The following is a 13,672-nucleotide window of genomic DNA, read 5'->3' on the forward strand; positions in this document are numbered from 1 at the left end:
TTAGCCTGTGGAGCGACTGGAACGGGGATGGCTGCGTAAGCAACCATCTAGGGAAGGCGTGTTGAAACAGGAAGCCTGTTAGGTGACTAACGGGAATCTCGCTCCTTCAGGGGCGAGAGGATGTCAACAGTTTTATTGTCTGGATCAAAAGGCAAGCATTGATGATGAGTCCATTCGCATTTTCAGTAATAACTGCGTTATCGAAAAGTCCCGCGCTGCCGTCATTCTGATAAATAACGACCTGATCAATGAAACAGTGGCTGCACAGGTCAGGCAGTTGGAACAGTCATTTGAAAATGTACGTGTCCTGGATGTGTCAAAGCTGCTAAGTGAGGGCAGAGTAGCTGGTATGAAAATTACCCAGAATAAAAGCATGGAAGGTCAATTTTATGTGGAAGTGGATGCGCGTTTTTGCACACTCGAAGGTCATTATTATAACGATGGCAGGATAAGGCGTTATGTTCAGTTTCATGATGTTCTGGACATTTTTCAATTCGTGGCAATGTACCATTGTGATAAGGTCTGTGAATTAGTCGGCATTGAAACCAGCAGTCGTGGATGCATAAAAATCGACTGGGATATGGAGTTAACAGAGCCCATTGGCACTCTTAAATGCCCAGGTGGTTTTAGTGCTTTTATCATGGACAGTATCAGAGGGACAGAAGACGCCGGGAATAATGAGTTGACACATACTTTGATAATGGAGAACAGTCTGGTGGCGGTGACCAGACCACAGCACCCGATCATGGCTGATTCAGTTTGTCCGCACTATGTTGTATTCAGTAGATATACTAGCGCAGTCAGCAAATCATTCAATCATCCGCGCACTACTCCAAACTATGATGTCAAACAATTTTCCATAACTGGCAATGATGAGATCGCTTCCTTGAAGATGTTATGTCGTTTGAAAGAAAGAGAGCAGATTGCGGGTAATCTTGATCCTGCTAAGCCGCTGAACATCCGCTTTAATACAGGCACCAGCTGGAAGCAGAAAGTTGCTTTTCCATTAACTGGCATCAAGGCGGATCAAAGTCGGGTTCGGGGTGTCAGCTCATGGCAGGACAGTACGCCAATATCAGACTGAAAACAATACTTGTCAATAAGCTTATTTCCTGTTGAAGAGGACTTTCCCTTTATTTGTGAAATATCCGGTCTAGCAGCCTGTCGGACTTAAGCGTCCGTAGCGAGGATTGCAAGAAATTGAGGATAAAAATTTCTGCTTCTGGGGAGAATAGCGAGCTATTTGACGAAGAAGCAGGAATTTTTAGACCAATTTATTGCAACCGCATTAGGACAGCCTTAAGTCCGACAGGCTGCTAGGATAAAGAACGGCCTTAAAATGGACGGCTACGGTAAGGATGCTTCTGCTTTAACATTTAAAAATTAGACAGAGTGTCGTTATGAACATTTCCAGATCAGGGTCAGGGGCTACGCTATTGTCAGCAATCTATGCCTTCTCTTGTTATGCTTTCTCTTCAGGTGGCTCAACAGTAGGTTCTATTTATAAAGAGGTTTCAAGTTGTTCCGAATTAACCCGGAATATCGATAGGGATGTCTGCAGTCGGCATTTACCTGTTTTTAAGGCGCTTATCAGGGAAAAGAACCATCAGGTATCTCCGTCAACATCTTACTCAATGTCTGAGCCCATTCCTGAAACCGTCAAGATAATAAAAATATCCGCGACAACACAAAAGCTGGGGTATGAGATTTTTGAAACGATACAACCAACGTTGTTTATCTTTGATGCAGAGCGATCGCCCGGCAAGGGACAAGCGGCTGTCTACGAATTGCCGTCGGAATTCATCAGTGGCGATCGCAGAAGAATCAACAGTTTTCATCTGCCGGACAACTCGGCTTTTGTGGGGAACAGAGCAGATATTCTGCCAGAATTTGTGATTGAGCGAAGTCCACAGAATCACTTTGTGATGTCGGCACCCCATAATGATTCTGTCTATTATCTGGCGAATATCGAAATTGATTCCAGATACCCTCTGGATACGAGCGGTTCAACAGCAAAAGCCACCTCGGAACAGCCCGATACAACCTCGACCACGCAGCATCATCGACCGACAGGTATTATGGATCTGAGGGGCGCGGGTATTTTTGTTGCAGACAATGTCAGGGTGGTCACGGATCCCTTCAGTTCATCACCCGCACTGATTCCTGATGCAGATGACACAGACGCTCCGGTTATAAATAATGCTGAAAAAACAGGATTAAAAAGTTTAAAAGAATTAGACAACTTAACCACATGGGAAAAAGTAGGCGTAGGTGCTGGCCTGACAATGTTGGATCAAGTGATTACCCGAACCTGGTTCCACCTTTCAAATCGTATCAAGCAGGCCTGGTTAAGACACACCAGTCAGGTGTTAGCGGCTGCATTGGGTTTGGGTCTTCCGGCTTTCCATTTATTACCGAAATGCATCAGTGGCTTGAGAGGAAGGTCAGAACACCCTCCATCAGGACGCACTCCATTAGAGGGGGCAGGTTTACCGGGACGTTCATCAGATCTATATCAACCCGGTAATTTGATAGCGACATCTTCCGTGACTCAAGGATCTGTTGCTGAATTAGCTTTTTCCATCGCGCAGGATGAGCGTTGGCCCACCCACGGCCAAACGTCCATCGCTACTGACGAAGACCAGCTTGATCACTTTATTACCCGTGACGGGGTAGTTTTTGCGGGCACGCATTTGCTCCTCGACTTTTGGGGAGCTGAAAAGCTGGATGACCCCACTACGATGGAAGAAGCGATGCGCGATGCCGTCGAAAAGGCGGGTGCTACTTTGTTGCATATCCACCTTCATCGCTTCGAGCCCAATGGCGGCATTTCCGGCGTTGCAGTATTGGCTGAATCACATATCAGTGTGCACACCTGGCCAGAGAGGAACTTCGCGGCGTTCGATATCTTTGTGTGTGGTGATTCTCAGCCAGAATTAGCGGTTCCGGTATTAAAGGCCGCCTTTAACCCTGACTCGGTTTATACGAAGGAGCATCTGCGCGGTGCGGTGTTCAGCGAAAGCGAGTAAGCGTTTTATCATCCAGTGGATCTGACTATGAATTTCGGCGGTTCTTTTCGCAAAGACGGTGTAAAAGTCAGGGCGGAAATTGCTATCGAGGTATACGCTACCAGTGTTTTTTCTTGTTTATTGGCAAATGTGTCAAAGGAATTTTATAAATATGTGTGACGATGTAGCGGCTTTTGATGTATTTCTGTAACTTTACTGTACCTAAGTACTGGTACTCATTGCGGATTTTGCTTATCTTGTAGTTCAATTACAAAATTGATCGAAATCAATTTTCTGAAGTTTTAAACTCTGCCTCTCCGCACCCAATTTAATGTCCATCAGAAGCCGAACATCCGGCTGGAAGCCTGATGGCAGGGTGGTTGAACCTAAAGTTCAGGCAGGGCAGAATTTTCGTTAGATAACAGTTAGCCATGACAGGGATAGCCCTCAAGTTATTTGTCCTTGTCCCGGCTCCTGAGGCTCACGTCGTTTGATCATTGGTTTCGACTGGTGGTACGGGCTGAAAAAGCAGTCCTTCAGAGGTAAGCCTCGACTATCCTGACAGTCAGAATTTCACTGGTACAACGAAGAATAACCGCCCATTAAGAGTGAGGTTGTTCATCCCGGGTTGAAGCGGTTTATTCGCACAAGGCTGATTGTAGCTTCAGTGTACTGTTGTCCGGATAATCGAAATGGAAAGATGCATCAGTGGCTGATGACCCCTTCACAGATGCTTTTTTTAGAACTGGTTACAGCGCTCAATTCTCGGAGCAAACTATATGCATGACATTGATCCCATCGAAACCCGGGAGTGGCTGGAAGCCCTGGATTCCGTACTGGAAAAAGAAGGGGAAGACCGGGCACATTACCTGATGACCCGCCTTTCCCAGCATGCCAGAGCGAAAGGCACACAGCTGCCCTATGCGATTACTACCCCTTATCGCAACACCATTCCGCCTGAGAAAGAAGCGAGAATGCCGGGTGACCTGTTCATGGAACGCAGAATCCGTTCCCTGGTCCGTTGGAACGCGCTGGCAATGGTCATGCGTGCTAATCAGAAAGACAGCTCTCTGGGTGGCCACATTTCTTCGTTCGCCTCCAGTGCAACTTTGTATGATATCGGCTACAACTATTTCTTCCATGGTTACAACAACAACCGTGAAGGCGATCTGGTTTACTATCAGGGACACACGGCTCCGGGTATTTATTCCCGTGCTTACCTCGAAGGTCGTCTGAGTGAAGATCAGCTGGACGGTTTCCGACAAGAAGTCGAAGGCAAGGGTCTTTCTTCCTATCCTCACCCGCACCTGATGCCTGACTTCTGGCAGTTCCCCACCGTATCCATGGGTCTGGGTCCGCTGCAGGCCATATACCAGGCTCGCTTCATGAAGTACCTGATCAACCGTGGTATGGCTCCGGAGCAGAACCGTAAGGTCTGGGCTTTCCTGGGTGACGGTGAAATGGACGAGCCTGAATCCACCGGTGCTATCTCTCTGGCGGGTCGTGAAAAGCTGGACAACCTCATCTTTGTGGTGAATTGCAACCTGCAGCGTCTGGACGGGCCTGTTCGTGGCAACGGCAAAATCATGCAGGAGCTCGAAGGTGTATTCCGCGGCGCTGGCTGGAACGTGATCAAGGTGACCTGGGGTCGCCACTGGGATCAGCTGTTTGCCCGGGACAAAGACGGCATGTTACAGAAGTTGATGGACGAAGCCGTCGATGGCGACTATCAGAACTGTAAAGCCAAGGGCGGTGCCTGGACACGTGAACACTTCTTCGGTCGTTACCCTGAAACCAAAAAGATGGTTGAGCACCTGTCTGACGATGACATCTGGCGTCTGAACCGCGGCGGTCATGATCCCTACAAGGTTTACGCTGCTTATCACGCTGCTGTAAACACCACCGACAAGCCAACGGTTATTCTGGCCAAGACCGTAAAAGGTTACGGTACCGGTACGACGGGTGAAGCATCTAACGTCAGCCACAACGTTAAAAAACTGCCAATCAATGATCTGAAACAGTTCCGTGACCGTTTCGACCTGCCGATCAAAGATGAAGATCTGGCCAGTCTGCCATACTTCAAGCCCGCTGAAGACAGCCCTGAAATGGTCTACATGCGCAAGCATCGTGAGAAACTGGGCGGCTTCATTCCTCAGCGTCGCGAGCAGTCAGATATACAGTTGGAGATTCCTGGGCTGAGTGCCTTCGACGCCGTTCTCAAAGGCAGTGGTGAGCGTGAAATCTCAACCACCATGGCCTACGTACGTGTTTTGGCTGCGCTGGCGAAAGACAAGAAAGTCGGCAAGCACATCGTACCAATCATTCCTGACGAAGCACGGACTTTCGGTATGGAAGGTATGTTCCGTCAGCTGGGTATTTACTCTGCAGAAGGTCAGATGTATGAGCCAGTGGACTCTGACCAGGTCATGTTCTACAAGGAGTCCAAACAGGGTCAGATTCTGGAAGAAGGCATTAACGAAGCCGGTGCCCACGCTGCCTGGATTGCGGCTGCTACGTCCTACAGTAACAATAACGTACCGATGATTCCTTTCTATGCTTTCTACTCCATGTTTGGTTTCCAGCGTACCGGCGATCTGGCCTGGGCTTCAGGAGACATGCAGGCTCGTGGTTTCCTGATCGGTGCTACTTCCGGTCGTACCTCCCTGAATGGTGAAGGTCTGCAGCATCAGGACGGACACAGCCACATCCTGGCTTCCACCGTTCCTAACTGCATCAGCTATGACCCAACTTACGGCTATGAGCTGGCGGTCATTGTTCAGGACGGCCTTCGTCGTATGTACGGCGACAACGAAAACGTGTGGTATTACATCACCACCATGAACGACAGCTACAAGATGCCAGCCATGCCTGAAGGCGATAGCGTTATTGAAGGCATCGTGAAAGGTCTGTACTGCTTCGGGGAAAACACCGTCAACGACGGCTTGAAAGTACAGCTGATGGGATGTGGCACTATTCTTGAGGAAGTACGTGCAGCGGCCGACATCCTGCGTAAGGACTTCGGTGTTGAGTCTGATATCTGGAGCGCTACAAGCTTCAACGAACTGCGTCGTGATGGTATGGCGGCAGCTCGTCACAACATGCTGAACCCTGATTCCGAAAAGCAGGCAGGCTGGGTCGAAGTGCAACTGTCTGGTCGCAAGGGGCCGGTTGTTGCTGCCTCTGACTACATGAAGATTTACGCTGACCAGATTCGTGAATTCGTACCAGGCACGTTCATCGCCCTGGGTACCGATGGCTTTGGTCGTTCCGATACCCGCGAAAAGTTGCGTGAGTTCTTTGAAGTGGATCGATACTTCGTTGTTATTGCTGCCCTCTACGGTCTGGTAAAAGACGGTGAACTGGAAGTGTCTGTGCTGAAAGACGCGATGAAAAAGTTCAACATCGACGGCGATAAAGCTAACCCACTGTACTGCTGATTTCATAAGGTTATCCCGAATGAGCGATGAAATAATCAAGATCCCCGATATCGGCAGTGGCAGTGCAGAGGTTATTGAAATCTGCGTTGCACCTGGTGATGCCGTTTCTGCCGATGACTCCCTGATTGTTCTGGAATCAGACAAGGCATCAATGGAAGTGCCAGCACCACGTGACGGCAAGATCTCCGAGATCCTGCTGAAGGTAGGCGACAGTGTGTCTGAAGGTGATGACATGCTGAAAATGGCGGCAACCGCCGCAGTCCGTGAAGGCTCTGATGCTGCCGTCGAAGCAGCGCCAGAGCCCGCTGCACAGCCAGCGCCTGCGCTACAATCAGAGTCTGCTACCCCTCCGGCAGCGCCTGCAGCCAGCAGCATTCAGGAAGTGACTGTTCCCGATATTGGTGCAGAAGACGTTCCGGTCATCGAAATCTGTGTAGCCGTTGGTGATGAGATTTCTGAAGAAGATTCTCTGATTGTTCTCGAATCTGACAAAGCGAGCATGGACGTACCTTCTCCTTTTGCCGGTGTTGTCAAAGAGATCTGTGTTAAAGAAGGTGACAAGCTGAGTCAGGGCGACCTGGTGGTAAAAGTTGAAACCACCACTGGTGCTGCTCCCGTTCCGGCACTTCAGACTGAAGTGCCTCAGACAGCCGCTCCAGCTCCAGCTGTCGCACCGGTTCCCGTAGCTACGCCTGTTGCAGGTGGTATTAATGAAGTGACGGTACCTGACATTGGTGCCGAAAACGTTCCCGTCATCGAAATTTGTGTAGCTGAGGGTGATGAAGTTGCTGAAGAAGATTCCCTGATTGTTCTGGAATCTGACAAAGCGAGTATGGACGTACCCTCTCCTTTTGCCGGTGTTATCAAAGAGATCTGCGTCAAAGAAGGTGACAAGCTGAGTCAGGGCAACCTGATTGTCAGGATTGAGACTCAGGGCGGTGTTGCAGCACCCGCTCCGACTGCTCCCGTGCCACAGGCTTCCGCGCCAGTCGCACCGACTCCTGCGACGGACAAGGCGCCAGCACCCGCCGCTGGGGCTTCTGGTCACAAACTGGTCGAGCTGGAAAAAGTCAATCGCAATTTCCACGCAGGTCCAGCGGTTCGGAGGCTTGCCCGTGAATTTGGTGTTACCCTTGAACGGGTAAAAGGCACAGGCCCGCGCAGCCGTATCCTGAAAGAAGATGTTCAGGCTTACGTTAAAGCTAAGCTGGCTGAAGCTGACAAGCCTCAGGTAGCGGCCGCCACAGGTGGTGGCGGCATTCCACCGGTGCCTGCCCAGGATTACGCCAAATGGGGTGAAATCGAAGAAGTAGCTCTGAATCGTCTGCGCAAGGTCGCGGCTCAGAACTTCCAGCGCTCCTGGTTGAACGTGCCTCACGTTACTCAGTTTGATGAAGCCGATATTACTGAACTGGAAGCTTTCCGTAAGGCTAACAAGGTGCTGGCGGAAGCCCGGGGCACCAAGCTGACTCCACTGCCTTTCTTCCTCAAGGCTGTGGCTTACGTACTCAAAGAGATGCCTGTATTTTGCTCTTCTCTCAGCGAAGATGGCGAGTCGGTTATCTACAAGAAGTACATCAACATTGGTGTCGCAGTGGACACTCCTGACGGCCTTCTGGTTCCTGTCATCAAGAATGTTGACCAGAAAGGTATCTGGGATCTTTCAAGAGAGTGCATCGAGCTGGCTGGCAAGGCCCGCGACAAGAAATTGAAACCAGCCGAAATGCAGGGTGGCTGCTTTACCATCTCCAGCCTGGGTTCTGTCGGTGGTACGGCCTTTACCCCCATCGTGAATGCGCCCGAAGTGGCTATTCTGGGGATCTCCAAGGCTTCCATGAAACCTGTCTGGAACGGCAAGGACTTTGATGCACGTCTAATGTGTCCACTGTCACTGTCATACGATCACCGTGTGGTCAATGGTGCTGATGCCGCCCGCTTTACCACCCTGCTGGCTAATCTATTGTCAGACATTCGTCGTTTGCTTCTGTGATTTTTGGATTTCGGTAAATAAAAAAGCCCGTGGCTGTTTTGCAGTAGCGGGTTTTTTTTACTCGTTAAAACCCTTTGTGTTGAAAGAACAATAGCTTGTTTTCTTGATCTACCGATTTCTTGATCTATCTTTCCTCTCTAAAAAATAAAGACTAAACGCTACAAACTACAGACTGGAATGTAATGAAAAACTCATTCTCTTTGGCACTGATATCGCTGTTTCTTTCGTTGTCTGTCGTCTGTCAGGCCGAACCATTGACAAGAAGTTTCGTCGTTGAACTTGAACAGAATGGAGGTTCTCCAAATGGGATTTTTTCTGTAAGGTTTGGCCAACATGCATTGTTGGGCAACCCGTCATACAGCACGGACACAAACGACTATGTTGCACCGATATCGCCGCCTGATAATAAATCACACAGACTTGTCAGTTACAGGTTAAAAACGTCCTTTATTGAGTCAATCTCGTGGCAATTGCTTTACGCTACCCATTTTCCGGTTGCTTACGAACTGGTTATGACCAGCAATGACGCCGCCCTGAGTGGCAAACCTTATTCATGGATACCTGTAGAAGCGTTTGTCGCTGTCGGATGGCTTTTGAAAAGCTATTGGCACCCCGATTCATTGCTGTTTAAACCGTTGGAACCACTGAAGTCGAGTCAGGATTACCCGTTTACGATCACCACTGCGATGATTGGCTCTGGAAATATGAAACAAAATCAGCCATCAGGATCATCCGTTCAGCAAGTCCCACAGGCTACCTCCAACCGTATAGGCTCTTACACTGGTTCCCTGTATTCCGGCTCTGGTGGCAGTAATGAAGATTCTGAACAACACCAACATACATTGGGTCTGAATTGTTTCGTCCATCTCTGCAATGGTGTTTGTAGATTCCGACATTTATCCAACAGAGAGTCAGCTGAATGGCCGTTGAATTCCGCAGGTAATTCGACAGGCCACACTCTTCATGATGCTTGTCCACCTGAGCTTCAATATGAACAACACCACGATCAAGACGACTTTATAACGACTTATCTCGACACATTGATTGACCCCCCTATTGATCATGTTTCTGATTTCGGTACGATTGATCCTTCTATTTATCTCCCTGATGGTTTCGGCACGATTGATACTTCTATCTATTTCCCTGATGGTTTCAACGCATTTAATGATCCCCCTGCCGAACCCCTCAATGATTTTCCTGACACTCAAGGCATTGGTATCAACTCAACAAATAGCCGTAAAACGCTAAACTCAATGGGTGCAGCTGCAGCCCTTACAAGGGATGAAACAAGCGAAGAAAGCTGTGAAAGATAGTGGCCGGGTAACATGCCCAACAGCAGGCTTTTTTTAACCGGTGTAACCTTTGGTTTTTGACAGAAAAACACGCTTGTTTTCTTGAACTATCACTTTCTTGATCTAGAGTTTTCCGTGTTTATCCTTCATCTTTGCAGACTGGAATTCATAGGTATAACAGTGAAGCAAGTGCCCTCTCCGGCATTGCTGTTGGTGCTTTTGATGTCATCTGTCATCTGCCAGGCCGAGCTGTTGGCAAGACGTTTTGTAGTCGAGCACAAACAGTCACACCAGAGCTTTTTTATTAAGCGCGACCTGAATTTGGTGTTGGGCATCCCTTCAGACATCGCAGACACAAACGACTATGCACAATCAATTGGGCCGCCTTATCACAAACCACACAGACCAGGTGGTTATTGGGTAGAAGCAACCTTTATCGAGTCGACTTCGTGGCAATTGATTTGCACCACTCCTCTGCTGGTTGCCTACGAACTGTTTATGACCACGCATGATGCTGCTCTGAGTGCCAAACCTTATTCATGGGTACCTGTAGAAGCCTTTATCGCTGTTGGCTTGCTTATGAAAAGCTATTGGAACCCCGGTTCATCGCTGTTTAACCCGGTGGGTCAACGGGTGGCAAATCAGCATCAGCCGTTTGCGTTCACTACTACGATGCTCTCCGGACAAAACAAACAACAAAGTGGCCAACAAAGCCAGCCAACGGCATCATCTGGTCAGCAGGTTCCAACAACCACTCGTCATACAGGCACTTTCACCCATCGCCTGTCTTCCGGCTCCAGCGGCGGTAACGGTGCCCCGGAACGACACCAGCATACTTTTGGTTTAAATTGTTATGCCCCTCCCTGTCATGGCTATTGTGTACTTGCGCTATTATCCGATGGCCAACAGCCAGTTGAATGGGCGCTGAACTCCCCAGGAAATTCGACAGACTGTACAGGAGCAGCAACTGAACAAAGCCCACCCCCCGATATCCCCGGAGCGATTTATCTTGACACATCGGTTGGTCTCCATAATTCCCTCTCTGTTAATGTCCCTGATGTTTCCCCTGAACACCGCTCTCCTGATTGCTTTATCAATCAAACCAATACAACAACTGGCTGCCCCCCTCTAGATGCAGTGGGTGCAGAGACACCCAATAGAACCGGGGAACAAAATTGTTACGAGTCAGTGGGTTGGGTAGATAGCCAGAGGCGGCCAAGTGATCGCACATCGGACGATAGGTATAAAAAGAGAGGCTACACCGGGCTGCAAGTTTATGACAAAAGCCAGCTAATAGTTTGTGACGAGACAGAGTACTGGGAGGATGGCCGACAGCATCGATGCCGTTCGGCCTTCAAAAATGCTGAAGAACTGGCTTTTCACAAAAGAGCTTTTCATGAGCAGGTAGCCTGTGACGAGACAGTGGTCGGGCAAGATGGCGAGGCGCAGCCATGCAGGATACTCTTCAAAAATGCTCCAATGCTATTGCTTCACAAGGTGTATATTCACACAAAAACTATTACAGACACCAAGCTTAATGGTACGAAGCCGAATGATGACCATATCGATCACCTGTATCTTCCAGAAGATAGAAAGTGATTCGGCTTCCAACCAGACTCAAATCACGCTATTCAGAGGGCATAGAGTTTTGAAAAAAATACTCACAGCGGCACTGTTTTTGCTGTTCCCTCTGTCTGCCATCTGCCAGACCGAATCGTTTACAAGAAGTTTTTTTGTTGAGCTTCATCAGGATGGAAACTCGCCAAAAGGGAGCTTTGCTATTAAGCGAGACCAGCAAACATTGCCAGGCACCTCGTCATACCTTGCCGATACAAACAGCTACGCCGAATCAATTTTTCCGCATGATGACCAACCACGCAGACTCGGGGGCTTCGGGTTAAGAACGTCCTTTTCTGAGTCGATATCGTGGGAATTGATATACGCCGCTGGTTCGCTGGTTGCTTACCAACTGGTTATGACTTCCCATGACAGTGCTCTGAGCACCAAAGCTCATTCATGGATACCCGTAGAAGCCTTTTTAGCGGTCGGCTGGCTTTTACAAAGTTATTGGAACACCGATTCACCCATGTTCAGTCCAACAAATAAACTGGAGGCCAGTCAGGATGACACGTTTGCAATCACTACTATGGTGCTCCCCGGAAATGGCAAAAAACAAAGACAGCAAAAAAACGAGCAAACAGAATCATCCGGTCGGCAAGCCTCTGGAACATCCGCCCAAATCACAGGCTCTGTCAAAAGACCCCGGCATTCCGGCTCTGGCGGCGGTAACGAAGAGCCGGAACAACCTCAACATACTCTCGGCTTGGATTGTTACGTCGATTCCTGTCATGGCGTTTGTAAACTTCGACCATCATCCCATAGCGAAGAGCCTGCTGAATGGTCGCTGAATCCTGTAGCAAATTCGACAGGCAACACAGGAGCAGCATCCGAACAAAGCCTGCTTTTCACACGATTGACTCTTTTGCGGCAGCGGCAGATAGGCCTGATGGTCCGGGTGGCTCAGAATCTGCGGCATCAGGAAAGAATGTCCGTCACTAAGCGATCGAACGATGGAAATACGCTCAAATCACTGCAAAGATCATCCACCGGTAACTCAGCCCTTCTGCTTCCCTCCAGGCAAGAAATAGAGGCAGCAGCTTCCACTTTTATTTCAAACTGTCCCCAAATAGCGAATTGTCTTACTGATCCAGCGAGTCAGGAAGCTGCGATTAACATGGCAGCTTTGCATACCTTGTATTCCATACCTTATTCTGATGATTCGCAAGAACCAAAAAGAGAGTCAAAAAAGGCTTTATGTGCATTTGTAATAAATCATATTGAGCGTTTCAATATCATTTTTCCCTATATAGCGGTCCCCGGTTGTGGTCGTTTAAAGCCTGAAAGATTTCTGGCTGTTATGCTCTCTCTATGCGAAGGCGCTTATCAAGGCGCTTTTCCAAAAACAGTTATCGGTATTGGTTCGGGGCAAGCATTTCTTGAAAAATGTTTTAGTTTGATGGGAGACGTTGATGTGAAATGCTATGACAAAAAACCATTAACTAACTTTTTACCTGTTGAAAAAGCTAAGTTCCCAAAAGATATTGACAAGTGCCTGCCTGATGATTGCAGTCATAGTTTACTGGTTTCAGCCTATCCACAAGGGTATTTAGGTCCCGTGCTTTCGGAATTTATTCGGCGCGGAGGGGAAATGCTCTGCACCACAGTTGAGGGTTGTTTGTTTAGTGATATGCATGAAGGATATGAAGACAATCCTGAGGTTCTCTGGGACGGGATTGAAAAGTTAAGGAAGAAGAATAGAGAGTGCTTTGAAGTTAAATTAACTGATTACACGTTGATGGGGCCTCCATCACGTATCCAGTTTTACAATTGGCCATCAAGTGTTAAGCAGCTTATGCTTGATTCCCTGGATTTAAACGGTTTGTGTTCTGATATCAGTTTTCCTCGATCCCCGAGACCAAGTTCCCATTATTAAAAAAAACTCAATCCGCCAGCGAAAGTTATACAGAGATGCAATCTTTCGTTTTTGAAAGAAAAGACGCTTATCTTCTTGAATTACCACTTTTCAGGCCTACCCTTTTCGAATCAACAAACACAAAATGAAGGTAAGGATAGAGTTTTGAAAAAATTACTCACAGCGGCACTGTTTTTGCTGTTCCCACTGTCTGCCATCTGCCAGACCGAATCATTTACAAGAAGCTTTTTTGTTGAGCTTCATCAGGATGGACACTCTCCAAAAGGGAGCTTTTCTATTAAGCCAGACCAGCAAACATTGCTGGGCATCCCGTCATACCTTGCTGATACAAACAACTATGACGAATCAATTTTTCCGCACAATGACCAACCACAGAGACTCGGCGGTTACAGGGTAAAAACGTCCTTTTTTGAGTCGATCTCGTGGGAATTGATATACGCCGCTGGTGCGCT

8 protein-coding genes are annotated in these 13,672 nt (G+C 48.3%); all 8 read left to right on the plus strand.

What is annotated here, in order from left to right:
• Positions 1-82 precede the first annotated feature (82 nt).
• Entirely contained in the window at positions 83-1,084 is a 1,002-nt protein-coding gene (locus tag KBW69_RS21050; protein ID WP_257255158.1) for a hypothetical protein, read from the plus strand.
• 316 nt (positions 1,085-1,400) lie between these two features.
• On the plus strand, positions 1,401-3,029 hold the full coding sequence (gene speD, locus KBW69_RS21055; RefSeq protein ID WP_257282166.1) for an adenosylmethionine decarboxylase: 1,629 nt from the start codon (positions 1,401-1,403) through the stop codon (positions 3,027-3,029).
• A 758-nt stretch (positions 3,030-3,787) separates the two neighbouring features.
• Positions 3,788-6,445, plus strand: coding sequence for a pyruvate dehydrogenase (acetyl-transferring), homodimeric type (aceE, locus tag KBW69_RS21060; protein WP_257282167.1), 2,658 nt, complete (start codon positions 3,788-3,790; stop codon positions 6,443-6,445).
• Between the two features lie 19 nt (positions 6,446-6,464).
• Positions 6,465-8,435: a pyruvate dehydrogenase complex dihydrolipoyllysine-residue acetyltransferase gene (gene aceF, locus KBW69_RS21065; RefSeq protein WP_257282168.1), complete on the plus strand. Its 1,971-nt coding sequence runs from the start codon at positions 6,465-6,467 to the stop codon at positions 8,433-8,435.
• A gap of 182 nt (positions 8,436-8,617) precedes the next feature.
• The gene (locus KBW69_RS21070; protein WP_257282169.1) at positions 8,618-9,748 is read left to right on the plus strand and encodes a hypothetical protein; all 1,131 of its coding nucleotides are present in this window, start codon (positions 8,618-8,620) and stop codon (positions 9,746-9,748) included.
• A 201-nt stretch (positions 9,749-9,949) separates the two neighbouring features.
• The gene (locus KBW69_RS21075; protein WP_257282170.1) at positions 9,950-11,326 is read left to right on the plus strand and encodes a hypothetical protein; all 1,377 of its coding nucleotides are present in this window, start codon (positions 9,950-9,952) and stop codon (positions 11,324-11,326) included.
• Between the two features lie 524 nt (positions 11,327-11,850).
• Positions 11,851-12,135 (plus strand): hypothetical protein, encoded by a 285-nt coding sequence (locus KBW69_RS21080; protein WP_257282171.1) that lies wholly within the window; start codon positions 11,851-11,853, stop codon positions 12,133-12,135.
• A 137-nt stretch (positions 12,136-12,272) separates the two neighbouring features.
• Positions 12,273-13,220, plus strand: a complete 948-nt coding sequence (locus KBW69_RS21085; RefSeq protein WP_257282172.1) for a hypothetical protein — start codon at positions 12,273-12,275, stop codon at positions 13,218-13,220.
• Positions 13,221-13,672 lie beyond the last annotated feature (452 nt).

The organism is Endozoicomonas sp. ISHI1, from assembly GCF_024606225.1.
Taxonomy (GTDB): domain Bacteria; phylum Pseudomonadota; class Gammaproteobacteria; order Pseudomonadales; family Endozoicomonadaceae; genus Endozoicomonas_A.